General features: G+C 58.7%; 22 protein-coding genes and 1 tRNA gene. 16 read left to right on the top strand and 7 right to left on the bottom strand.

Annotation, left to right across the window (positions count from 1 at the left end):
- The first annotated feature begins 37 nt into the window (after positions 1–37).
- Together SJY13_RS03140 and trpE are read left to right on the top strand one after the other, a co-directional pair.
- Positions 38–1,879 carry a peptidyl-prolyl cis-trans isomerase gene (locus tag SJY13_RS03140; RefSeq protein WP_377187585.1) on the top strand — a complete coding sequence of 614 codons (1,842 nt, stop codon included), beginning with the start codon at positions 38–40 and terminating at the stop codon, positions 1,877–1,879.
- A 12-nt stretch (positions 1,880–1,891) separates the two neighbouring features.
- On the top strand, positions 1,892–3,403 hold the full coding sequence (gene trpE, locus SJY13_RS03135; RefSeq protein WP_377187582.1) for an anthranilate synthase component I: 1,512 nt from the start codon (positions 1,892–1,894) through the stop codon (positions 3,401–3,403).
- A 45-nt stretch (positions 3,404–3,448) separates the two neighbouring features.
- Here the strand turns inward: trpE and SJY13_RS03130 are convergent, their stop codons facing one another.
- Positions 3,449–4,987: a divergent polysaccharide deacetylase family protein gene (locus tag SJY13_RS03130; protein ID WP_377187579.1), complete on the bottom strand. Its 1,539-nt coding sequence runs from the start codon at positions 4,985–4,987 to the stop codon at positions 3,449–3,451.
- 75 nt (positions 4,988–5,062) lie between these two features.
- On the opposite strand from SJY13_RS03130, the gene SJY13_RS03125 reads away from it, so the two are divergent.
- The 6 genes from SJY13_RS03125 to lexA all read left to right on the top strand — a co-directional run bounded on the left by SJY13_RS03125 (position 5,063) and on the right by lexA (position 9,888).
- The gene (locus SJY13_RS03125; RefSeq protein ID WP_377187576.1) at positions 5,063–5,644 is read left to right on the top strand and encodes an anthranilate synthase component II; all 582 of its coding nucleotides are present in this window, start codon (positions 5,063–5,065) and stop codon (positions 5,642–5,644) included.
- A complete protein-coding gene (trpD, locus tag SJY13_RS03120) occupies positions 5,641–6,660 on the top strand; it encodes an anthranilate phosphoribosyltransferase (RefSeq protein WP_377187573.1) in 1,020 nt (339 codons plus the stop codon). The genes SJY13_RS03125 and trpD overlap by 4 nt, the downstream gene beginning before the upstream one ends.
- Positions 6,657–7,469, top strand: coding sequence for an indole-3-glycerol phosphate synthase TrpC (gene trpC / locus SJY13_RS03115; protein WP_377187570.1), 813 nt, complete (start codon positions 6,657–6,659; stop codon positions 7,467–7,469). The genes trpD and trpC overlap by 4 nt, the downstream gene beginning before the upstream one ends.
- Positions 7,469–7,942: a cyclic pyranopterin monophosphate synthase MoaC gene (gene moaC, locus SJY13_RS03110; RefSeq protein WP_085820656.1), complete on the top strand. Its 474-nt coding sequence runs from the start codon at positions 7,469–7,471 to the stop codon at positions 7,940–7,942. Before trpC ends, moaC begins: the two co-directional genes overlap by 1 nt.
- A complete protein-coding gene (locus tag SJY13_RS03105) occupies positions 7,939–9,111 on the top strand; it encodes a molybdopterin molybdotransferase MoeA (RefSeq protein ID WP_377187566.1) in 1,173 nt (390 codons plus the stop codon). The genes moaC and SJY13_RS03105 overlap by 4 nt, the downstream gene beginning before the upstream one ends.
- A 78-nt stretch (positions 9,112–9,189) precedes the next feature.
- Positions 9,190–9,888 (top strand): transcriptional repressor LexA, encoded by a 699-nt coding sequence (lexA, locus tag SJY13_RS03100; protein WP_377187563.1) that lies wholly within the window; start codon positions 9,190–9,192, stop codon positions 9,886–9,888.
- Here lexA and SJY13_RS03095 read toward each other — a convergent pair.
- Positions 9,882–11,933, bottom strand: a complete 2,052-nt coding sequence (locus tag SJY13_RS03095) for a ComEC/Rec2 family competence protein (protein ID WP_377187560.1) — start codon at positions 11,931–11,933, stop codon at positions 9,882–9,884. The two genes, lexA and SJY13_RS03095, sit on opposite strands and share 7 nt — an antisense overlap.
- 78 nt (positions 11,934–12,011) lie before the next feature.
- Between SJY13_RS03095 and gltX the strand changes: the two genes are divergently transcribed.
- A complete protein-coding gene (gene gltX / locus SJY13_RS03090; protein ID WP_377187557.1) occupies positions 12,012–13,412 on the top strand; it encodes a glutamate--tRNA ligase in 1,401 nt (466 codons plus the stop codon).
- A gap of 119 nt (positions 13,413–13,531) precedes the next feature.
- Complete coding sequence (gene gltA, locus SJY13_RS03085; protein ID WP_085820661.1) at positions 13,532–14,827, top strand: citrate synthase; 1,296 nt, start codon at positions 13,532–13,534, stop codon at positions 14,825–14,827.
- Positions 14,828–14,875: 48 nt separating this feature from the next.
- Here the strand turns inward: gltA and SJY13_RS03080 are convergent, their stop codons facing one another.
- On the bottom strand, positions 14,876–15,940 hold the full coding sequence (locus SJY13_RS03080) for a PA0069 family radical SAM protein (protein WP_377187553.1): 1,065 nt from the start codon (positions 15,938–15,940) through the stop codon (positions 14,876–14,878).
- 319 nt (positions 15,941–16,259) lie between these two features.
- Here SJY13_RS03080 and SJY13_RS03075 point away from each other — a divergent pair, with 319 nt between their 5' ends.
- The gene (locus SJY13_RS03075; RefSeq protein WP_085820663.1) at positions 16,260–16,958 is read left to right on the top strand and encodes a corrinoid protein; all 699 of its coding nucleotides are present in this window, start codon (positions 16,260–16,262) and stop codon (positions 16,956–16,958) included.
- 117 nt (positions 16,959–17,075) lie between these two features.
- Complete coding sequence (locus tag SJY13_RS03070) at positions 17,076–17,741, top strand: DUF1638 domain-containing protein (RefSeq protein WP_377187547.1); 666 nt, start codon at positions 17,076–17,078, stop codon at positions 17,739–17,741.
- 9 nt (positions 17,742–17,750) lie between these two features.
- Here SJY13_RS03070 and SJY13_RS03065 read toward each other — a convergent pair whose 3' ends face one another.
- Positions 17,751–18,161 (bottom strand): SufE family protein, encoded by a 411-nt coding sequence (locus SJY13_RS03065; protein ID WP_085820665.1) that lies wholly within the window; start codon positions 18,159–18,161, stop codon positions 17,751–17,753.
- Between the two features lie 139 nt (positions 18,162–18,300).
- On the opposite strand from SJY13_RS03065, the gene SJY13_RS03060 reads away from it, so the two are divergent.
- A complete protein-coding gene (locus SJY13_RS03060) occupies positions 18,301–18,825 on the top strand; it encodes a hypothetical protein (RefSeq protein ID WP_377187544.1) in 525 nt (174 codons plus the stop codon).
- A gap of 6 nt (positions 18,826–18,831) precedes the next feature.
- Here the strand turns inward: SJY13_RS03060 and rnd are convergent, their stop codons facing one another.
- The 3 genes from rnd to purM form a co-directional block, all read right to left on the bottom strand.
- Positions 18,832–19,989 carry a ribonuclease D gene (gene rnd / locus SJY13_RS03055; protein ID WP_377187541.1) on the bottom strand — a complete coding sequence of 386 codons (1,158 nt, stop codon included), beginning with the start codon at positions 19,987–19,989 and terminating at the stop codon, positions 18,832–18,834.
- Positions 19,990–20,105: 116 nt separating this feature from the next.
- Positions 20,106–20,702, bottom strand: a complete 597-nt coding sequence (purN, locus tag SJY13_RS03050) for a phosphoribosylglycinamide formyltransferase (protein ID WP_377187538.1) — start codon at positions 20,700–20,702, stop codon at positions 20,106–20,108.
- A complete protein-coding gene (gene purM, locus SJY13_RS03045) occupies positions 20,699–21,745 on the bottom strand; it encodes a phosphoribosylformylglycinamidine cyclo-ligase (RefSeq protein ID WP_377187535.1) in 1,047 nt (348 codons plus the stop codon). The genes purN and purM overlap by 4 nt, the downstream gene beginning before the upstream one ends.
- A gap of 107 nt (positions 21,746–21,852) precedes the next feature.
- Between purM and SJY13_RS03040 the strand changes: the two genes are divergently transcribed.
- From SJY13_RS03040 to SJY13_RS03030, 3 genes are all read left to right on the top strand, one after another.
- Positions 21,853–21,929, top strand: a tRNA-Ile gene (locus SJY13_RS03040).
- A gap of 125 nt (positions 21,930–22,054) precedes the next feature.
- Positions 22,055–23,071: a GlxA family transcriptional regulator gene (locus tag SJY13_RS03035; protein WP_377187532.1), complete on the top strand. Its 1,017-nt coding sequence runs from the start codon at positions 22,055–22,057 to the stop codon at positions 23,069–23,071.
- Positions 23,072–23,179: 108 nt separating this feature from the next.
- On the top strand, positions 23,180–24,319 hold the full coding sequence (locus SJY13_RS03030; protein ID WP_377187529.1) for an aromatic ring-hydroxylating oxygenase subunit alpha: 1,140 nt from the start codon (positions 23,180–23,182) through the stop codon (positions 24,317–24,319).
- Position 24,320 lies beyond the last annotated feature (1 nt).

The raw sequence follows: 24,320 nt of genomic DNA, 5'->3' as shown, positions 1-24,320 counted from the left end.
ACAGGGCAGTCACCTGCCATAAAATCAAGAGGGCACCATGGCCGCAGGCATGAAAAAGCTATCAAAGACCTTTGTCTGGATTCTCATGGGCCTATTGATGCTCGGCCTTGCCGGGTTCGGCGCCACCAGCTTGTCCGGCACCGTCCGCACGGTTGCGCATGTCGGGAATGAAACGATCTCGATCGACGCCTATGTTCGTGAACTGCAGCGTGAAATCCGGGCGGTCGAAAGCCAGACAGGTCAGCCGCTGCAAATGTCGCAGGCGCATGAGTTTGGACTGGACCAGTTGGCCTTGTCGCGCCTGACTGCTCTGGCCGCGCTGGACAATGAGGTCGGAGAGCTGGGCATTTCGATCGGTGACGAAAACCTGCAACGCGAAATCGTCGCCATCCCGGCGTTTCTGGGTGTAAACGGCACTTTCGACCGTGAGGCCTATCAATTTCAGCTGGAACAGATCGGGATGACGGATTCTCAGTTCGAATCGGATCTGCGTAAGGAATCGTCCCGGACCATCGTGCAAAACGCCGTGGTCAGCGGGGTCGAGATGCCTGATACTCTGGTTCATGTTCTGACGGATTACGTAGGCGCGCGGCGCAGCTTTACCGTGGCCACGTTGTCCCCTGACGCCCTGCCCGCCCCGGTACCTGCACCGACGGAGGAGCAGATTCAAACCTATTACGACGACAACTCTGACCGGTTCACTCTGCCCCGCACCAAACAGTTGACCTATGCGATCCTGTCACCCGAGATGCTGCTGGACAGTGTTGAGGTTGACGAAGAAGCCGTGCGCAGCCTGTACGACCAGCGTGCGGCTGAGTTCCAACAGCCCGAGCGTCGTCTGGTTGAACGCCTGACCTACCCAAACGAGGAAGAAGCGAAAAGCGCAATGGCGCAGCTTGAAGTTGGCGGTACGACCTTTGAACAGCTGGTGCGAGATCGCGAGCTGGAATTGCGGGATATCGACTTGGGCGATGTGACACGCGAAGATTTGGGCGAGGCGGCCGATGCTGTCTTTGACGCCGATCTGGACGCTGTGGTTGGGCCGTTGCCTTCGACCTTTGGGCCTGCCCTGTTCCGCATCAATGGCTCGCTGGCTGAAAGCAACACCACGTTTGAAGATGCAGCCCCTGCCCTGCGCGAAGAGCTTGCCGCTGTTCGCGCTCGCCGCCAGATCGAAGCGCAGGCCGAAGATATCAACGACCTGCTTGCTGGCGGTGCCACGCTGGAGGAACTGGTTGGCGAAACCGATATGGAGCTTGGCCAGATCGACTGGTCCCGCCAAAGCCAAGACGGCGTAGCGGCTTATGACGGCTTCCGCACCGCGGCCCAAGCTGTAAACGAAGGGGATTTCCCCGAAGTGGCCTTCCTTGAAGACGGCTCGATCTTTGCCCTGCGCCTGAATGAGGTGCTGCCGCGTCGCCCCGAACCTTTGGACACCGCGCGTGATCGTGTTGCTGCGGCCTGGACGCTGGCTGAAACCAACACCGCGCTGGAAAAACAGGCCAGCACCACGCTGGAGCAATTGAAGACAGATGGAGACTTCAGCGCAACAGGACTGCCCTTCCGAGTTGAAAACGCGCTGACCCGCACGGCGTTTCTGGATGACGTGCCTGCGAATTTCATGGCTCAGGTGTTCGAAATGGAACCCGGCGATTTGCGCGTCATTCCCGGCGTTGGCTCGGCCTTTGTTGTCCGAATGGACGAAGAACTGCCCCCAGCCGAGACTGATGAGTTGCGTCAGGCCCAGGCAGCGCTTGAGGTACAGTTGAATCAGGCACTGGCGCAGAACATCTTTGACGTCTATGTGCGAGACGCCCAGACCCGCGCCCGCCCCGAGATTGATCAGCGGGCTCTGAACGCTGTGCAGTCGAGCTATTGAACGAGAGCTGAAATGGCCCTGACCCCCGATTTTGACAGTTTCGCTCGCGCGTATGAAGCGGGCGAAAACCAGGTTGTCTATACCCGACTTGCCGCAGATCTGGACACGCCGGTGTCGCTAATGCTCAAGCTGACGGGCGCGCAAAAAGACGCATTCATGCTGGAATCAGTCACCGGCGGCGAAGTCCGGGGGCGTTATTCCATCATCGGAATGAAGCCGGACCTGATTTGGCGCTGCCGGGGTGAAGTGTCCGAGTTGAATCGCTCAGCCCGGTTCGACCCCGAAGCGTTCTCGGCGCAGGACGGCAACCCAATGGTTAATCTGCGGGCACTGCTGGCCGAAAGCCGGATTGAACTGCCCGGCGATCTGCCACAGGCGGCGGCGGGTCTTTTTGGCTATTTGGGCTATGACATGGTGCGGCTGGTGGAATACTTGCCCGACGTGAACCCCGACCCTCTGGGCCTGCCGGATGCGATCATGCTGCGGCCTTCGGTCATCGCGGTTCTGGATGGCGTGAAAGGAGAGGTGACGGTCGTTTCCCCCGCTTGGGTCAGTGATGGCCAATCCGCCAAGGCCGCCTATGCGCAGGCTGCCGAACGTGTGATGGACGCGGTCCGCGATCTGGAACGCGCCATGCCCGCTGAAACCCGCGATTTGGGTGACGCCTCCGAGGTTGCGCCTCCGGTGTCGAACTTTACCAAATCCGGCTATATGGAAGCGGTTGAAAAAGCCAAAGATTATATCCGCGCGGGCGATATCTTTCAGGTGGTCCCGGCACAGCGCTGGACACACGACTTCCCGCTGCCACCCTTCGCACTCTATCGGTCACTGCGGCGCACCAACCCATCGCCGTTCATGTTCTATTTCAATTTCGGCGGCTTTCAGGTGGTTGGCGCCAGCCCCGAGATTCTGGTGCGCGTCTTTGGCAACGAAGTCACGATCCGACCCATCGCCGGCACCCGCCCGCGTGGAGCAACACCCGAAGAGGACAAGGCCAACGAAGTCGATCTGCTGGCCGACCAAAAAGAACTGGCCGAACATCTGATGCTGTTGGATCTGGGCCGCAACGACACCGGGCGTGTCGCCAAGATCGGCACTGTGCGCCCGACCGAAGAGTTCATCATCGAACGCTACAGCCACGTGATGCATATCGTGTCCAACGTGGTCGGCGAATTGGCCGAAGACAAGGACGCGCTGGATGCGTTCTTTGCCGGAATGCCTGCGGGCACCGTCTCGGGTGCGCCCAAGGTCCGTGCGATGGAAATTATCGACGAGCTGGAGCCGGAAAAGCGCGGCGTCTATGGCGGTGGTGTCGGTTATTTCAGCGCAGGCGGGGACATGGATATGTGTATCGCCCTGCGCACTGCCATTGTGAAAGATCACAAGCTCTATATTCAGGCAGGCGGCGGCGTTGTCTACGACAGCAACCCCGAAGCCGAATACATGGAAACCGTGCATAAATCGAACGCTATCCGGCGGGCCGCAGCAGATGCGGCGCGTTTCGCGGGCTCTGGGAACAGCTAGTGGGGAGCTGCCTACAGCGGGGCAGCCATATTCGTTGTTTAGATTTTACTGAACCTCTTGCATCATGACGGCCGATATCGGCGCCATGGCCACGCGGCCGCCGCGATCCTCAAGCCCCCACAACAGCAGCGCCGAGATCGTATCGGGGCGCAACCGTCCCAACATGACGACAGTGCCTTCCTGACCGGCGCGGAACGCCGCCTGATCCAAAAACCGCCGCATAATCTTGGGATCCTGACGGGCGCCGTCGATATCGCGGAAGATAACACTGGAAGGAACGCCGTTGCGCGCCGCCAATTTTTGCGTCGTGTTCAAGCCGTTATCTTGCGTGATCAACCCACGACCGGTTCCCCCGGCAATTGCGGCGACCTGATCGGCCAGCTTGCGGTTGCCCTGAATTCCCGAATCCACGCCTTCGAGGATACCAACGGTTTCTGGCAGGGTCTCCAACCAAACGGCCAGTGACACCTCGGCATCCTGCGCGCTGGCGGCTTCGGGCAGATCGGCCAGGGCCAGAACCTCAAACCCCGCGTCCCGGTGCCGGGCCATCTTTTCCGAGGCTGCGGGATCAGACGGGCTGACCGCAAAGCTCAGCGGGTACGGGAAATCCTGCAGCGCTTCGGCACCAAATGCGCCTTCGTCGTCGATCAGAATAATCGACATTAGCGGCTTGGCCTCGGGGTTCTCAAACTTGGCCGCGAAGGCTTCGATCGGTTTGCCGGGCACTACGGCAGCGCCAATGACCAGAGCGTCGTCCCGCTCAGTCAGTGGCACGACTCGCTGGCCAACGGTCTGGTTTTCGGCGGGCTCTGCTTCGCCCCCGATCTGTGGCACTGCCGCAATACCGGGTAGGTTGCGCGGAGCCGTATCTTCGTCACCTTCAACCGCAATCGGGCTGTCTTCAAAGGGGTTTTCTTCGGCCACCGTCACGTCGGTAGGGTCCGCCTCGGGCGCGGGCTGAGGTTCTGCAACTTCGGCAGTCGGGTCCGCCTCCACTGGCTCGAGCTCTACCTCGGCGGGCTGGGGCACGTTCAAGGCGACCTCTGGCAAGGATTCTGCGTTCGTTTCGCCCTGCAACAGCGCCGGGGGCTGCGGCGCGACAGGGGCTTCTGTCGACACAGTCACCTGAGTCTCACTGGCAACGTCCGGGGTATCAACCTGCGCTAAAGCCTCGTTGATTTCCGGCTGCGCATCTGCCTTGATTTCGACGTCCGCGAGTTCAGCCAGCGTATCCGTCTTTTCATCTGAAGGATCCGGAGCCCGCGGCGCCAGTTCGACCAGATCGGCGTCCTTGCCGATATCTTTGGCGTCATTGGCCACTTCCGGCACCTCAAGCGGCACAGGTTCAGGAGCTGAAACCGCAACCTCTGGCGTGTTGGTCAATGGCGCGCTCAAGGACAGCACAATTCCCACCGCGACCACAACGACCGCCCCCACGATCATTCCACCAAGAAATCCGCCCATCACTTTTGCCTCTCGTCTAAGCCCTGCTTCGATCGCTCGCACGCCGTCTTTCGCGGTATTCCCTTGCTGCAGCACCAAGAATGGGATGTCCTCTTGACGCTGCCGTGCAAGCCTGAGCATGTATGTCTCGACATTATACCGTGGCTCGGGGCTGCATCGCCAGCCCGAAATGCCCAAGCCGAGACAAGTGCCCAAATGCTGCTGCTGATCGACAACTACGACTCGTTTACCTACAACCTGGTGCATTACTTAGGCGAACTTGGCGCCGAAATGGTCATTCGGCGGAATGACGCCTTAGATGTTCAGGAAGCCATGGCCATGAACCCGGCGGGTATCCTGCTCAGCCCCGGCCCCTGTGATCCGGATCAGGCCGGGATTTGCTTGGCCCTGACCGAAGCTGCGGCTGAAACGAATACGCCTTTGATGGGGGTCTGCCTTGGGCATCAGGCCATCGGGCAGGCGTTTGGTGGTGACGTCATCCGCTGCCACGAGATTGTCCATGGCAAGATGGGAACAATGAACCACACCGGTAAGGGCGTTTTCGCCGGCCTGCCCTCACCGTTCGAGGCGACGCGCTATCACTCTTTGATCGTCAATCGTGACACCCTGCCCGATTGCCTTGAGATCACGGCTGAGCTGGAAGATGGCACGATTATGGGCCTGCAGCATAAAGAGCTTCCGATTCACGGCGTTCAGTTTCATCCAGAATCTATCGCCTCCGAGCATGGTCACGCCCTGCTCAAAAACTTCCTGTCCGAAATGAAAGTCCCCGCATGAGCGACGCTCTGAAACCGCTGATCGGAGCCGCTGCCGACCGGCCGCTGACCCGCGCCGAGGCCGAACAGGCATTTGGAATTCTCTTTGACGGCGAAGCCACGCCCAGCCAGATCGGCGGGCTGTTGATGGCGATGCGGACCCGGGGTGAAACGGTCGACGAATACGCCGCCGCCGCCGCCGTGATGCGCGCAAAGTGCAATGCTGTTCAGGCCCCGACAGGTGCGATGGACATTGTCGGAACCGGCGGCGACGGCAAGGGCACACTGAACATCTCGACCGCTACGGCCTTTGTTGTCGCAGGCGCAGGCGTTACCGTTGCCAAGCACGGCAACCGCAATCTCAGCTCAAAATCCGGTGCCGCTGACGCGCTGGGACAGTTGGGTATCAACGTAATGGTCGGCCCGCAAACTGTTGAAAAAGCACTGAAAGAAGTGGGGATCGGCTTTATGATGGCGCCGATGCACCACCCGGCCATTGCGCATGTTATGCCCTCCCGACAAGAGCTTGGGACTCGCACAATTTTCAACATCCTCGGCCCGTTGACCAATCCCGCAGGCGTCAAGCGTCAGCTGACCGGTGCATTTAGCCGTGATCTGATCCGCCCCATGGCCGAGACATTGGGCCTGCTTGGAGCCGAACACGCCTGGCTGGTGCACGGATCAGACGGAACAGATGAGCTGACCATTACCGGCGTCAGCTGGATCGCGGCGCTGGAAGACGGCGCGGTGAAAGATGTTGAGTTGCACCCCGAAGATGCCGGGCTGCCGGTTCACCCGTTCGAAGATATCATCGGCGGCACACCAGAAGAAAACGCCGTGGCCTTTCGCGCTCTGCTGGACGGTCAAGCTTCGGCCTATCGTGACGCGGTGTTGCTGAATGCTGCGGCCGCCCTGGTGGTTGCAGATGTGGCCAGCGACCTCAAAGACGGCGTCGCCAGAGCCGCCGAAAGCATCGACAGCGGCAACGCCAAAGACAAAATCGCCGCACTGGCCCGAATTACGCAGGAGGCCGCATGACCGAGACGGTACTGGACAAGATCAAAGCCTATAAGCTGGAAGAAGTTGCGGCAGATAAGACGCAGAAATCTCTGGAAACGTTGGAGAATGAAGCACGCAATGCCCCAGAGGTGCGCGGCTTTGCGCAATCTCTGCAGGCAGCGACACGCCGCGGGTACGGCCTGATCGCTGAGGTTAAAAAAGCCAGCCCGTCCAAAGGCTTGATCCGTCCGGATTTCGATCCGCCGATGCTGGCCAAGGCGTATGAAGAAGGCGGAGCCGCCTGCCTTTCTGTGCTAACCGACACTCCCAGCTTTCAGGGGGCCAAAGATTACCTAATTGCAGCCCGCGCCGCCTGTTCGCTACCGGTCTTGCGCAAGGATTTCATGTACGACCCCTATCAGGTGGTCGAAGCGCGCGCGTTGGGCGCGGATTGCATTCTGATCATCATGGCCTCTGTCGAAGACAGCCAGGCGGCAGAGCTGGAACACACCGCGTTTGAATGGGGAATGGATGTTCTGATCGAAGTTCACGACGAGGACGAGCTGCACCGCGCAACACAGCTAAAAAGTCCTTTGATCGGAATAAACAACCGCAATCTGAAAACGTTCGAGACCTCGCTTGATACAACGCGCCGGCTGTCCAAACTCGTGCCTGGCGACCGGACGATTGTCTGTGAAAGCGGGTTGAGCGCCCCCGAGGACCTGGCCGACATCGCCCGCTATGGCGCGCGGTGTTTCCTGATTGGCGAAAGCCTGATGCGTCAGGATGATGTGGCCGCAGCCACACGCCAGTTGTTGGCCAATCCGCTGATCCCCGGAGTGATGTGATGCCGCTGACCCATTTTGACTCTCAGGGTCAGGCCCATATGGTCGACGTTTCGGGCAAGGCCGTAACGGACCGCGTGGCCGTGGCTACCGGTTACATCAAGATGGCACAGGAAACCCTTGATTTAATTTCAGAAGGTGGTGCCAAAAAGGGCGATGTTCTGGGTGTTGCGCGCCTTGCGGGCATTATGGGGGCCAAGAAGACGCCTGATCTGATCCCGCTCTGCCACCCTCTGCCGGTTACTAAAATTGCGGTGGAATTGTCCTTGGATCCCGATTTGCCCGGTGTTCGGATCGAGGCCACCGTCAAGACCTCGGGGCAGACCGGTGTTGAAATGGAGGCGCTGACTGCGGTCTCTACCGCTGCTCTGACGGTCTATGACATGACCAAGGCTGTAGACAAAGGCATGGAAATCGGTGGCATCCGCGTCCTTCTGAAAGACGGCGGAAAATCAGGGCGTTACGAGGCGAAATGATAACCGTCGAAGACGCCCGTGCTCTGCTGTTTGATCTCGTCTCACCGCTGGAATCCGAGGCGATCCCGTTAGCTCACGCCGCTGGACGAATTCTGGCACAGGATATTGTTGCGACCAGGGATCAACCGCCTTTTGCGGCCTCATCCATGGATGGATATGCCGTCAAATCCTCCGAAGTTGAGCCGCACGCCATGTTCAAGGTCATCGGCGAGGCCGCCGCAGGTCGCCGGTTTGAAGGTTCAGTCGGCCCCGGTCAGGCTGTTCGGATCTTTACTGGCGCGCCAGTGCCAGAAGGTGCAGATTTTGTTGTTATTCAAGAAGATACCGAGCAACGTAGTGATCTATTGACGATCACCGATACGCCCGGCCCCAAATCCAATATTCGCTCGGCTGGTGTTGACTTTGTCAGCGGCACCAAGATCACCGCCCCCCGCTGCCTGCGACCCGAGGATGTTGCGCTGATAGCAGCAATGAACATTCCCAAAGTGCCGGTGGCGCGGCAGCCGGTGATCGCTCTGATCTCAACCGGGGATGAATTGGTTTTACCGGGTGAAACCCCTGGCCCGGATCAGATCATTGCTTCAAATACCTTTGGCCTCAAGGCTTTGCTTGAAAAAGCTGGTGCCAAGGTTCGCGTCCTTCCCATTGCCCAAGATACTGTCGCGTCGCTGGAAACAGCATTTGGACTAGCCGATGGCGCCGATCTGGTGGTTACCATCGGGGGGGCGTCGGTCGGAGACTATGATCTGGTCTCGGACGTGTCGCAGGGACTGGGGATGGAGCGGTCCTTTTACAAAATCAGGATGCGCCCGGGAAAACCCTTGATGGCTGGGCGTTTGGGTAAGACGGCGATGGTCGGCTTTCCAGGAAACCCTGTCAGTGCAATGGTTTGCGGCTATCTCTTCCTGGTGCCTATGGTGCGACGGATGCTGGGGATTGCGCAGGCTCTGACGCCTTTACAACGTGCCCGACTGGCCGAGCCCATCGACAAGAACGGGCCGCGTGAACATTATATGCGCGCCATTCTGAATGATACGGGCATTCGTGTATGCGACGATCAGGACAGCTCATTGCTCAGTGTTCTGGCACAGGCCAACGCGCTATTGGTGCGGGAACCCAACGACCCTGCGCGCCCTGCCGGGGATGAAGTGCAGTATTTGCCGATTTAGGCCCGGCGCAAATCCATTGACACAAAACGTGAACATGCGTAGAACAAAAGAAAACGCATAACCGACGAGGTGTGAGCAATGCTGACCAAGAAACAGTTGGATTTGTTGGAATTCATCCACAAACGCGTGCAAGCGGACGGTGTTCCGCCCAGTTTCGACGAAATGAAGGCAGCGTTGGATCTGCGCTCTAAGTCCGGCATCCATCGCCTGATCACCGCGCTGGAAGAGCGCGGCTTTATCCGCCGCCTAGCTCACCGCGCCCGTGCGATTGAGATTGTCAAACTGCCTGAAAGTCTGGGGGGTGAGCCTACGGTTGCGTTCAAACCGCGTGTGATCGACGGCGATAAGCCCGAAGGACCGCGACCTGCCAACTTTGACCCGGTTACAGTGGATGCGCTGGAGTTGCCGGTAATGGGCCGCATCGCCGCTGGGGTTCCGATCGAGGCGATCAGCCACGTATCGCACCGCGTTGCAGTGCCGGGTAGCATGGTCTCTGGCCGAGGGGATCACTATGCGCTTGAGGTGCACGGCGATTCGATGATCGATGCAGGCATCAATGACGGCGATGTTGTGGTGATCCGTGAAACCAAGGTCGCAGATAACGGAGACATCGTTGTCGCGCTGGTCGAAGACCAAGAAGCCACGCTCAAGCGATTTTTCCGCCGCGGCAACGCCATCGCGCTTGAGGCCGCCAACCCCGCCTATGAAACCCGTGTACTGCCAGAAGACCAGGTCAAAGTGCAGGGCAAACTGGTTGGTTTGATCCGCAGCTATTGATCCCGTTTGAATTTGTGGTCCGCGGGGGAAACCGGGGACCATAATCTGTTGCCGATAGTCTCACGACTGGTTGTTACGCGCCCGTCGGTCAAAGCCAGACTTCCGGTTTTCATAAGCCGATCAGGGTCGAATACACCGCATTCCCCGCGTAATTCCAACGCAACCGCAGATACGACGATCTGATCGGCACGGCATTCGTCAAAGCCGTTGGCGGCACGTTTTCCAGTGATGTGAATCAGTTCTTTCCCCTGCCAGACATACCGTTGAACAAAGTCCGAACCCTGCGGCCATCGGTCTGCCGCCTTGATCTGATCTACCCCGTCACCGTCATTTTCCAGCCAGACGGTGGCAATGAACCCGCTGCCCCTTTTCTTGCTGAGCGCCCGGCCCTTATCCGTCATGACACCTACCAACCCGCCCGAATCCGCAATCAGAACCTCAGGACGCTGTCCCTGCCCCCACAGCAAAAAAGCTGCCACAGCCGGTGCAAGGCCGATCCACTTCGCCCGTCCCCGCCACAGCGCCAACCACAAGGCACCAAGCGCAAACAGGGGCAAGACCATATGCGGCGGGCTGACCACGTAACCCTGAGCACCGTCCAGCCCCGCCACCCATTCCGAAACGCCTAGGATCCATTTCAACCCGAGGCCCATGACGTTCAACGCCAACGCCTCTAACCCGAAGGGTGCCAAAAGCGCGGCCACCACGGCCGACGGCACCACCACAGCACCCATCACTGGTACTGAAAGCATATTGGCCAGCAACCCGTAATGGGACATCGTGTTAAAATGTGCCGCCCCGATCGGTGCGGTCGCCAGCCCGGCAATGGCCGAGGACATTAGCAACCCGGTCACAGGCTTCAACCATTTCGGCCCCGGCATTGGCCCAAACTCGCGCAGCGCCCCAAACACCGCGACGAGCGCAGTTGTAGCTGCAAATGACATCTGAAATCCGGGGCTTAACAGAGATTCTGGTCGCAAAATCAATACGATCAGCGCGGCAACAGCGACCGCGCGCAGGGATATCGCCCTTCGGTCGATCAGGATGGCGCCCAACATAACGCTGGCCATCACAAAGGCACGTTCTGTCGCGACGTTCCCGCCAGACAGCAAAAGATAGATGACCGCGGCCCCCAAGGCGCACAGCGCCGCCAGTTTGCGCACCGGCATGCGCAACGCAACCGCGGGAACGGCGGATAGGACCAGCCTGCAGGTCAGATAGACGAACCCTGTCAGCAGCCCCATATGCAGCCCGGAAATCGCTAGCAAATGCGCCAGGTTGGACGCCCGCAGAGATGTCAGCGTCTCCTGCCCCATGCCGCTGCGGTCACCTGTTGTGACGGCGGCAGCAAAGCCACCGACCTCTCCAGGCAGGATCGCCCGTACCCGGACCGAGATCGCCATCCGCCAGGCCGTAATCCGAACCCCCTGCGTTTCACCCTGCGCCGATGCAATTGTCACCACCGGGACACGTGTGTACCCGACCGCACCCAGACGTTGAAACCAGGCGTGTCGGCGAAAATCAAACCCTCCGGGTTCAACCGGGCCTTGCGGCGGCGACAGATGTCCAGTTGTCATAATCCGCTGACCAGGCGTCAGAGAGACCGGCCCGCCATGCAAGGAAAGCCGGACGCGCTGCGGTCTGCGGTCCAATGGCACATCCCCAATCCGTACCTGGTCCAGCGTCACCCGCAGCGCGTCCGATGCAGACCGGTCCATGGCTACAACCCGCCCCTCGACCGGGCCGTAATAGCGCCACGACAGAACCGGCTCTGCCACCGTATGGGCCCGCGCCCCTGCCAGGATGAACCCGGCAGCGATCAGCGCACCCCCCGTTGCCAACGACGCCCAGCCAGACGGTGCAGCGCGGCCAACCCAGGCGGCGGCGGCAGCCAGAACACCAAGGCAGGCATAGACCTGCCACTCCGGCTCGAACCGGAGGCTGAAGTATAGGCCGATACCAACTGACAGGCACACCGGAGACCACTGAAACATGTACCCTGTCTGGTTCAGTAATGCGGCCTCGACCCGTGCCAGAACACGCATGGTTGCCCCCGTCCTTCGGGCTCGTTAGACAGGCGCCAAACTATGCCAGACACGGTTACCAAAAGGTTAATCCACACAATGTCCGATCAGGTCGTCACCCGTTTCGCCCCTTCGCCCACCGGTTTTCTGCATATCGGCGGTGCACGCACCGCGCTGTTCAACTGGCTTTACGCTCGGGGTCGTGGTGGCAAGTTCCTGCTGCGGATTGAAGACACGGATCGCGAGCGTTCAACCCCTGAGGCAACAGCCGCCATCCTGCAGGGCATGGCGTGGCTGGGTCTGGATCACGACGGGGAAGTCATCAGTCAATTCGAAGGCGCCCAGCGTCACGCAGAAGTCGCGCGCCAGCTGTTGGCCGAGGGTAAGGCTTATAAGTGCTATTCGACACAAGACGAGATCGCGGCTTTCCGCGAACAGGCCCGGGCCGATGGCAAATCAACCCTGTTCCGCAGCCCATGGCGCGAGGCCGATACCGCGACCCATCCAGATTTGCCTTTTGTCATCCGCATCAAGGCCCCGCTGGAGGGTACGACAGTTATTCGGGATCAGGTGCAGGGCGATGTGAGCATCCGCAATGACCAATTGGATGACATGGTCCTGTTGCGGTCGGACGGGACGCCGGTTTACATGCTGGCCGTCGTCGTCGACGACCACGATATGGGTGTGACTCATGTGATCCGGGGCGACGACCACCTGAACAACGCCGCCCGTCAGATGATGATTTACGAGGCCATGGGCTGGGACGTTCCGGTCTGGGCCCATATCCCGTTGATCCACGGGCCGGACGGTAAAAAGATGTCCAAGCGTCACGGCGCATTGGGCGCGCAGGAATACCAGGCCATGGGGTACCCCGCTGCCGGTATGCGCAACTATCTGGCGCGACTGGGCTGGAGCCATGGCGATGATGAATTCTTTACAGATGATCAGGCCAGGGAGTGGTTCGATTTGGCTGGAATCGGCAAAAGCCCCGCCCGATTTGATTTGAAAAAACTCGAGAATCTGTGCGGTCAGCACATTGCAGTCTCGGACGATGCCGCATTGCGGCAGGAGATCGAGGGTTATCTGGATGCGGCCGACCTGCCGGCCCTGACGAACACACAATCTGGTGATCTGGAACGTGCGATGTATTGCCTCAAGGATCGGGCTCGTACTTTTCCGGAACTGCTTGAAAAAGCTCACTTTGCACTAGCATCCCGCCCAATTGATCCCGACGAGAAAGCTGCGAAAGCGCTTAACTCTGTATCCGATGGTATACTGAGTGAATTGACGCCGCACGTGCAAAATGCTAGCTGGACGCGAAGCGAACTGGAGGAAGCTCTGAATTCTTTTGCGGACGCAAAAGGATTGAAGTTCGGCAAGCTTGCAGGGCCATTGCGCGCTGCTTTGGCAGGTCGGGCCGTTACGCCTTCGGTTTTTGACATGATGCTGGTGTTGGGGCGCGACGAATCCCTGGCCCGGCTTTCTGACGCAGCGGTGTAACCAAAGGTTCACAATTGGGTAACGCTGCTCCGCTAACACCGGGACAGTGCGCTTGCGCGCGCCCGTCGCCTGCAGGGTCGCACCGCGATCCGCTTACGTATGAATGAGGAAGGGACACTATGACCGACAGCAACAAAACAGCCACTCTGACAGTCCATGGCGAAACGTACGAGTTGCCGGTTCATTCTCCGACCGCCGGGCCAGACGTGATCGACATCCGCAAGCTTTATGGTCAGGCAGGCGTTTTCACTTACGATCCGGGATTTACGTCGACCGCCAGCTGCGACAGCACCATCACCTTTATCGATGGTGACAAGGGTGAGCTGCTGCACCGTGGCTATCCAATCGACCAACTGGCCGGGAAATCGCATTTTCTGGAAGTATGCTATCTGCTTTTGTACGGAGAGCTTCCGACCGCTGCCGTACTGGAGAAGTTCGAAACCACAATCACCCGCCACACGATGCTGCACGAACAGATGCAGTATTTCTACCGCGGGTTCCGCCGCGATGCGCATCCGATGGCCATCATGGTGGGCGTTGTGGGCGCTATGTCGGCGTTCTACCACGACTCGACCGATATTGCCGATCCGCATCAGCGCGAAGTCGCCTCGCACCGCCTGATCGCCAAAATGCCGACCATCGCGGCCTGGGCTTATAAGTACCACATCGGTCAGCCATTCGTGTATCCACGCAACGACCTGGACTATGCGTCGAACTTCCTGCGCATGTGCTTTGCTGTCCCCGCCGAGGATTATGAGGTCAACCCGATCCTCAGCCGTGCGATGGACCGTATCTTTACCCTGCATGCTGATCACGAGCAGAACGCCTCGACTTCGACCGTACGTCTGGCGTCGTCCTCGGGCGCGAACCCGTTTGCGTGTATTGCGGCCGGTATTGCCTGTTTGTGGGGCCCGGCCCATGGTGGTGCCAACCAGGCGTGCCTTGAAATGCTTGAGGAAATTGGCTCGGTTGACCGTATTCCCGAATATATCGACCGCGCCAAGGACAAGGCCGATCCGTTCCGCCTGATGGGCTTTGGCCACCGCGTTTACAAAAACTTTGACCCGCGCGCCAAAGTGATGAAGCAATCCGCGGACGAAGTTCTGGATCTGCTTGGAATCGAAGACAACCCGAAACTGCAGGTCGCCAAGGCGCTGGAAAAGCAAGCTTTGGAAGATCCGTATTTCGCCGAGAAGAAACTGTTCCCGAATGTCGATTTCTATTCGGGCATTATCCTCGAGGCGATGGGCTTTCCAACCTCGATGTTCACACCGATTTTCGCTCTGTCACGTACCGTTGGTTGGGTCAGCCAGTGGAAAGAAATGATTGCCGATCCTCAGAACAAGATCGGTCGTCCACGCCAGTTGTACCTGGGCGAAACCACGCGCGACTATGTGGATATCGAAAAGCGTTAATCGCTGACGCACACACAAAGCCCCGAACGCAAGTTCGGGGCTTTTTTGTCAGAACAAGGCCAGCTGATCGCCGACTTGCGCCGGTATTTGGAACAAATCACACCGCAAGGGCGGCGTGCGTGTGGCAAGACCCAGTCGCTTGACGGCCAGGGCAAAACGTTTGGCGATCAGCGCGGCATATTCACCTTCGCCGCGCATCCGGTGCCCCCAACGGGGGTCGTAATCCCTGCCCCCGTGCATTTCGCGCAGCTTTGACATGATCTTCTCAGCGCGGGCAGGCTCATGATCCCTCAGCCACTCCTGCCACAGCCCAGACACCTCGCGCGGCAGGCGCAGCATGATCCAGCTGGCCGCATCAGCCCCCGCATCCCTGCCCGCCTCAAGCAGGTTTTCCAGCTCATGATCCGTCAGCCCCGGCACCACCGGTGACGTCATGACCCGAACGGGCACGCCTGCTTCGCTCAGGCGCCGTATCATCGCCAGACGTCGTTTGGGTGACGGCGCGCGTGGTTCCATTCGGCGGGACAAATCCGCATCCAGCGTTGTCAGAGATATCCCGACACGTACCAGCCCGCCCCGGGCCATTGGAGCCAGAATATCCAGGTCCCTCTCGATCAGAGCGCCTTTGGTCACGATGCCCACGGGGTGCCGAAACTCGGACAATACCGACAGGCACGACCTTGTAATCCGGTGACTTTTCTCGATCGGTTGATACGGATCGGTATTGGTGCCCAACGCGACCGTAGCCAGCTTATAAGACTTGGACGACAGCTCTTTTCTTAGAACCTCGGCGGCGTTTGGGCGAGCAATCAACCGGGTTTCAAAATCCAGTCCGGCCGACAGCCCTAGATAGGCGTGGGTTGGACGGGCGAAACAATACACGCATCCGTGCTCGCACCCGCGATAGGGATTGATCGAGCGATCAAACGGCAGGTCTGGTGAGCGGTTATAGCTAATCACACTGCGCGCGATTTCTTCGCTGATTTCGGTGCGCAACGGCGGCAGATCTTCGTCACCTTCCCACCCGTCGTCACAGTCAACGGTTTCGAACTGTTCGAACCGTCCGGCGGCGTTTGTGGCCACGCCCCGGCCCCGAATATTGGACGAAACCATCTATTTGTTCTCTCTTTGTTCTATGTGTGAGGTATAAAGCGTCAAACCCGCGCCGACAAGAGGGCAGACACACTCGCGCTGATTCCAGTAATTTCAGAGACTTGTGCACGGTTTAAATCACGCCCTAACGGACCTTGGTGTGAACGAAACGCAGGATGATCTTGCAAAGAATTCTATCGAGAGACGCGAAAATCTGGCCTATAGGTCGGTCTCGAAACCGCCAAGGTCGCAATCGTCACAGTAAAACTGCGACGTTTTGGCCAAAACGAGAAAAATGCCACCACGGGCCTCAGGTCCGCACAGCTCAGGGAAACGCCCCATGTCTGAAGAAGAAGACATCGTCCTGTCCGAACTGAATGACGACGAACTTGTCGAACAGATGTTCGACGATCTTTATGACGGCCTGAAAGAAGAAATCGAAGAAGGTGTGAACATCCTGCTGGAACGCGGATGGACACCTTATGACATTCTGACCAAAGCATTGGTCGGTGGCATGACCATCGTGGGACACGATTTCCGCGACGGCATCCTGTTTGTACCCGAGGTTCTGCTGGCCGCCAACGCGATGAAGGGTGGCATGTTCATCCTCAAACCCTTGCTAGCTGAAACCGGCGCGCCCCGTGTGGGCAAGATGGTTATCGGCACCGTAAAGGGCGACATTCACGACATCGGCAAAAACCTTGTTTCGATGATGATGGAAGGCGCGGGTTTCGAAGTGGTTGACCTTGGCATCAACAACCCGGTCGAAAACTATCTAGAGGCGCTGGAAACCGAAAGCCCTGATATTTTGGGAATGTCGGCCCTTTTGACCACGACCATGCCATACATGAAAGTTGTCATCGATACGCTGACCGAGCAGGGTCTGCGCGAAGACTACATTGTTCTTGTAGGAGGCGCGCCTCTCAACGAAGAGTTCGGCAAGGCTATCGGTGCCGACGCCTATTGCCGCGACGCAGCCGTTGCTGTGGAAACCGCCAAGGATTTCATGTCACGCAAGCACAACCAACTGGCCGGCTGATCGGACACGAAAAACTGTTTGAGGGCCGTCCGGTTATGCGGGCGGCCCGATTTGTTTCTTTGGGCCAGAACGGTCAACCGTTCAAATTCCGTCGTACAAATTCCGAGGAGTACCCTAATGCAGCAGGATGAATTGCCAGACGATGCCAGCCTGACAAACAAAGGGTACCAGTCGACGGAACGGGGCCGCATCTTGCTGTTGGCCTGCGGCGCGCTGGCACGCGAAATTCTGGATTTGAAACGCCGCAATGGCTGGGATCACATGGAGCTGACCTGCCTGCCTGCAATCCTGCATATCCATCCCGACAAAATCACCCAGGCCGTGCAGGACGCGGTTGCGAAACACCAGGATGACTATGACCAGATCTTTGTCGTCTACGCCGATTGCGGCACAGGCGGCCTGCTGCAAACCGCCTGCGAAGAGCTGGGCGTCGAGATGATCAAGGGCCCTCATTGTTATTCTTTTTTTGAGGGAAATCAGGCCTTTGAAGACCGCGGCGAAGATGAGATCACCTCTTTTTACCTGACCGATTTTCTGGCCCGTCAGTTCGATGCGTTTGTGTGGAAACCACTTGGTCTGGATCGTCACCCCGAGCTGCGGGATATGTATTTCGGCAATTACACCAAGGTGGTCTATCAGGCGCAGACAGACGACCCGAATCTGACGGCCCGCGCCCGTAAGTGTGCCGAGCGCATGGGGCTGGAATTCGAGCGCCGTTTCACCGGCTATGGTGATCTTGAAACGACGCTGATGGATTGGGCCAACCGGGCACCGCCCGTTTAACCTGGTTAGTCAGACGTTTTCCTGCGCCACGTCGCGGATGCGCTCGATCATCGCCCGCAACCCATTCGAACGTTGCGCGGAAAGATGATCGTTCAGACCCAGTCGCGCCAGCTCTCCGCCCGCATCCACCTTTGGCACGTCACCAACCGGCAGACCGTTATACAGGGACCGCAGCACTGCAATCAGACCGCGCACAATCAGTGCGTCGCTGTCACCGTCAAACCGGAACGCGCCGTTTTCGACGATGGGATGCAGCCAGACCTGACTGGCACAGCCATGCACCTTTGTGGCCGGAACTTTCAGCGCGTCATTCAGCGGCTCCATCGCTTTGCCCTGTTCGATGACATGACGATACCGGTCTTCCCAGTCTTCCAGAAATTCGAAATCCTCGACGATTTCCTCAAAGGCAGGCGTTGCCATTTCGCGACGGTCCTTTTGTTGCGATCACAATTGTGACCTAAGCCGCCGATCTGTGCCTGTCCACCCCCCTGCGTGGCTTTTCAAACAGAGGAAATTGCGGTAACCCATTGCAGGAATTAATGCTCTGGACTTTGAGACCATGCTAAAACCTCTTTCGATTCTGATGGTCACCGCCCTGACCTTGTCTGCCTGCAACAGCTGGCGCGAGTCGCGGGTGAACCCGTCCAACTGGTTTGGCCCCAGCACGCCATCGGTGGCCGAGACCTCGCCGGATGACGCCAACGCGCTCGTGCCGCAGGAAAAAGAAGGCTCGGGCCTGTTTGCCCGACCAGATCCAGAAGATACAAGCGTCGCAATCTCCAAAATTGATGAGCTGCGGTTGGATCCGACCCCTGGCGGGGCGATTGTCTATGTCAGTGGTACTGCGGCGCGCCAAGGGGCCTATAACGCCCAACTTGTGCGCATCAACTCAGAAGAAAACCAGAAAAACGGCGTTCTGGAATACACGTTCAAGGTCAACTACCCGAGCTATGCCACCAATCAGGGCACTGAGCGGTCCCGTATGGTGTCTGACGCAGCCAATGTGAGCCAGCAGGATTTGCAAGGCATCCGCCTTGTCCGGGTTGTCGGTCAGCAGAACACATTGGAGTCCCGGCGACGCTGATCTGGATTAGATCGCGACAACCTTGACCGTTTGGCCCTTTGCGGCCAGCGCAATCTTACCCTCACACAGTTTGAGAGCATCTTCGCCAAAGACTTCGAACCGCCAGCCTGACATGGCTGGCACATCCCGTTCACCCGCAGCGATCTGATCCAGTTCAGAGCTGGTTGCAATCAGTTTGGCAGCAACGCCCGAACTTTCGGTCTTGGACTTCAGCAAGACGCGCAGCAAATCCGACAGTGCCGGGTTGACCTTCAGCTTGTCCCGACTGTTATCGATTTCGGGCAATTGGTCCGCCGGGCAATTCACACCAGCCTTCACGGCAGCAAGAATACCTTCGGAAATGGCACCTTTGCGCGCCTCGCGCAGCAACAGCCGCGAGCCGCCTAGATCAGATGGCGATTTTGGCTTGGTCGAGGCGAGCTCGATGAGCGCGTCATCCTTGAAAACCCGACTGCGGGGGACGTTGTTGTCCTGTGCATAGCCTTCACGAAACTTTGCCAGTTCACGAACGACCGCCAGAAACTTGGCAGAGTTTGTCCGTGTCTTGACGCGTTTCCAGGCGTCTTCGGGCCGGATGTCATAGGTTGTGGGTCGGGTCAGAATGCGAAGCTCTTCCGAAACCCAGTGGCTGCGCTGCGACTTATTCAGTTCAGCAGCGAGGTATTCGTAGATCTGTCGCAAATGGGTCACGTCGGCCAACGCATAGGTCTTTTGTGCCTCGGACAGCGGGCGTCGTGACCAGTCGGTGAACCGCGAGGTCTTGTCGACACCTTGTTTGCAAATCTTACGCACCAGCGTTTCATAACCGACCTGCTCACCAAATCCGCAGACCATCGCCGCGACCTGTGTGTCAAACAGAGGGTTGGGAAACACGCCCGCCTCGACCCAGAAGATCTCAAGGTCCTGGCGCGCGGCATGGAATACCTTGACCACATCTTCATTGCCAAACAGCTCGTAAAGCGGGTCCAGCGACATGCCGTCGGCCAGCGGGTCGACCAGGACAGCACTGTCCTCATCAGTGGACGGAACTGCAATTTGCAGCAGACAGAGTTTTGAGTAATAGGTCCGTTCACGCAGAAACTCGGTATCTAAAGTGACATAGTCGTATTGCGCAGCGGCCTTGCAGAAGTCGGCCAGCTCTTGCGTCGTCGTGAGGGTTTTCATACGCGGTGCTATTCTTGCTCTTGTTCTTAGTATCTGCCCGTCAGTTCTTTGCCGTACCGAGCCGTAGTGCGAACCATAAGCTGAATGACAGGCATGTGTAAATCACCCTGAGGTGTTCAGGATAGCAACACCGGGTTACGGTCCCCACTGGCGTAACGGCGCAACACTGCCGGATAGAGCTTGTGCTCAAAAACCAGCACCCGTGCGGCCAGAGAAGCGGCCGTGTCACCAGCCTCAATCGCAAGCCGCGCCTGCCCCAAAATTGGGCCGTCATCCAGCTCGGCCGTGACTTCATGAACCGAACACCCATGCTCGGCATCCCCGGCCTCGATCGCCCGGGCATGGGTATTGAGCCCCTTGTATTTCGGCAACAGCGACGGATGAATGTTCAGCATCCGCCCCTGAAAGCGCGAGACAAAGTCGCCGGTCAGCACCCGCATGAACCCAGCCAGACAAACGATATCAGGCTGCGCCTGTTCCAACGGTTTCAGCAGTTCGGCCTCAAACGCGGCCCGGTCCCCGGCAAAAGGGCGATGATCCACGGCGGCTGTCGGAATGCCGCGATCTGCGGCCTTGACCAGCCCGCTCGCCTGCGCGTCATTGGACAACACCAGACAAGGGCGCGCCGGGTGGTCGCCGGTCATGCTGTCGACCAGCGACACCATGTTGGACCCGCCCCCCGAGATCAGGATGGCGACGCGCTTGTGACTCACAACAGCTTGCCTGAATAGGTCATACCGGCTGTGTCAGTGACAGTGCCGATCCGCGACACGGTCTCGCCCGCCTCGGCCAGCAACGTTGTCAGACCATCAGCCCGGTCTGCTGCGCAAACAACGATCATGCCAAGCCCACAGTTGAACGTCTTCAGCATCTCGGTTTCGGCAATACCACCGGTTTCGGCCATCCAACGAAAGACAGGAGGCAAGTCCCAGGTACTAAGGTCAACCTCAGCGCCCTGCCCCTCGGACAAGACGCGCGGCAGGTTTTCGGTCAATCCGCCACCGGTGATATGGGCCAACGCATGCACGCCCCCGGCCCGGATCGCCTGCAACGCCGGTTTCACATAAAGCCGCGTGGGCGTCAGCAGCGCCTCACCCAACGAGCCGTCACTGAATGGCGATGCTGCGTCCCAACCCAGGCCCGATATCTCAACCAGTTTGCGCACCAGCGAATACCCGTTGGAGTGCACCCCATTCGAGGCCAGACCCAGCAGCACATCTCCCACCTGAACCTCGGCTGGCAAATGTGCGCCCCGTTCCATGGCCCCGACCGAGAACCCGGCCAGATCGAAATCTCCATCCGGGTACATGCCCGGCATTTCGGCGGTTTCTCCGCCGATCAGCGCACAACCGGACTGCACGCAGCCCTCGGCAATACCTTCGATGATCCGCGCAGCGGTGTCGGTGTCCAGCTTGCCCGTGGCAAAGTAGTCGAGGAAGAACAGAGGCTCGGCCCCCTGACAGATCAGGTCGTTGACGCACATCGCCACCAGGTCGATGCCAACCCCGTCGACCACGCCGGTATCAATGGCGATCCTCAACTTGGTACCGACACCATCGGTCGCCCCCACAAGTATCGGGTCCTGATATCCAGCAGCTTTGAGGTCAAACAAAGCGCCAAACCCACCCAGACCGCTCATCACACCGGACCGGTTGGTCCGCTTGGCAGCGGGCTTGATCCGGTCGACCAAAGCGTTCCCCGCATCAATATCGACGCCTGCATCGGCATAGGTGATTCCGTTCTTGCCCGCTGTCATGGCCAACCTCTTTTGAATGGTTCCCGCGCGGGTTATTCGATTGTTGGACATGTTGCAACGGTCAGGCTTGACGCGGGCGTTCACCGTGATAGGCAAAGCGCTCAGGCGGGCCTGTAGCTCAATTGGTTAGAGCAGAGCGCTCATAACGCTTTGGTTGGGGGTTCGAGTCCCTCCGGGCCTACCAGAAGTCCATTATTACTGGACAATCCACGCCTTCCCGCGCCAACACAGTGTTCAACCGCAAACTTGCGTGTCACCCCGATTTGACTTTTCTCTGAAACACAGAGGTCTTAGCTGAGGTCAGAAGGCATGGTCAACAAACCCGACACTGTTACCCATCTTGCAATCATCGTAGCGCCCAGTTTCAATATGGCGGCCACGATGGGTTTCATCGATCCGTTTCGCGCGGCCAATTATCTGGACGGAAAATCATATTTCAGCTGGACGTTCATGTCCGAGGTCGGTGGTTTCTGTGTCTCTAGTAACGGTGCTGGAATCAACACCGTGGCACTGGCCGAACTTGAACCAACCAGACCTGACATCGCGGTGGTGTCGACCAGTTGGACACCCGAACGGCACATGACCGAAGGGGTGGGCAATGCCTTGCGGCAATGGGCCCGCGCTGGCGCAACGCTGGGCGCTTTGGACACTGGTGCGTTTGTTCTGGCGCAGGCCGGGCTGCTGACCGGTCGGCACGCAACCGTGCATTACGAGCATATCGACGCTTTTCAAGAGCTGTACCCTGATGTGGAGGTGATCGAAAACCTCTACGCGTTGGACGGGAATCGCATCACCTGTTGTGGTGGCGGGGCGTCGGTGGATTTCGCGCTGCAGATCCTGCAGGGCATCCACGGCAGCGCACTGGCAAATGCAGCCGCGCGCTATATCTTTCACGACCGGCTGCGCGGTCCTGCCGCCATGCAACACCCCGAAGGCAGTGAGCCGTTGGGAGCTGTCGTGCCGGCCACCCTTAAAACAGCCATCCAGGTGATGGAGGCGCATCTGGAAGACCCCCTGCCTATCCCTGATATCTGCAAACAGGCGGGTGTATCGCATCGCCAGCTTGACCGGCTGTTTGCGACGTTCATCAAGAAGACACCTGCGCTTTACTATCGGGACATTCGATTGGATCGGGCCCGCGGGCTGGTCACCCAGACCGAGCTGCCCATAGCACAAGTCGCGGTGGCATCGGGGTTTGCCAGTCAGGTCCATTTCAGCCGCTCCTACAAGGAAAGATTCGGCCTTACTCCCAGCCGGGACCGGATCGAAGGCCGGGTTCCCTTTGAATATCGGGCGTGGCCCATGCACCGCAAGCCAAAAGCATGACTCTGCCACATGGCGCTTTTGGTTTAGCTGATGGCGTAAAAAGTTAAGCGCAGAGCTGCGTTTCAACGCACACTGCTCTCAGCAAGCCAGTCATAGTTGGAGCCCTTCATGAGCGCGCTGCCGTCCAAAGAACAATTCGACCGGATTTCCGAGGGGTTCAGCACCGACCCGTTCAACACACACTCGTTAAAAGCCGAGGCCTATGTCGATCCCGCATGGCATCAGGTTGATCTGAACGAAATCCTGGCCAAGACCTGGCAATGGGTGTGCCACGTGGAAAAGCTGCGGTCGCCCGGGTCTTATGTAACGGTCGACATCGCCGGCAGCCCGATCGCCGTGGTGCGCGACCGCGAAGGCAGGTTGCGCGCGTTCTATAACGTCTGCAAACACCGTGCCCATCAGCTGCTGGCTGGTGCCGGCGAAACAACCCGCATCATGTGCCCTTATCACGCCTGGGTCTACAAGCTGGACGGCCAGTTGGTACGAGCCCCTGAAACGGAAAACCTGGACAACTTCAACACCAAGGACATCTGCCTCGACCAGGTTCAGGTCGAAGAATTCGCGGGGTTCATTTACGTCAATCTCGATCCCAAGGCACAGCCCTTGCACGCGGTGTCCGGCAACCTGAAGGCCGAGATCCAACACTGGGCCCCGGATATCGAAAACCTGACTTTCGGTCACCGCCTTACCTATGACATCAAGTCAAACTGGAAGAACGTCGTCGACAATTTTCTGGAGTGCTACCACTGCCCGACCGCACATAAGGATTTCTGCGATCTGGTCGACATGGACACCTACAAAGTGACCACATACGGCATCTACTCCAGCCACATGGCCGAGGCGGGCAATGGCGCAAACACTGCTTACGACGTCTCGAACGCCTCGGTGCGCACCCATGCGGTGTGGTGGCTTTGGCCGACGACCTGTCTGATGCGCTATCCGGGCCGGTCTTCGATGATCGTGCTGAACGTGATCCCCATCGGCCCGGACCGGACGTTGGAGACCTATGATTTCTACCTTGAAACTCCCGAGCCTGACGCCGCGGAGCTGGAAGCAATCCGCTATCTGGACGAGGTACTGCAGCGCGAGGATATCGACATTGTCGAAAGCGTTCAGCGCGGCATGAGCACGCCCGCCTTTACCCAGGGGCGGATTGTGCACGACCCCAATGGCTCGGGCAAATCGGAACACGCAGTGCATCATTTCCACGGACTGGTGCTGGACGCCTATGCAAAGGCCGCGCCTTGAA

Origin of the sequence: Ruegeria meonggei (genome assembly GCF_042768335.1) — a bacterium.
GTDB lineage: Bacteria > Pseudomonadota > Alphaproteobacteria > Rhodobacterales > Rhodobacteraceae > Ruegeria > Ruegeria meonggei.
Note: the sequence above shows the minus strand (reverse complement) of the source record. Positions and strands in the feature narration are given on the sequence as shown.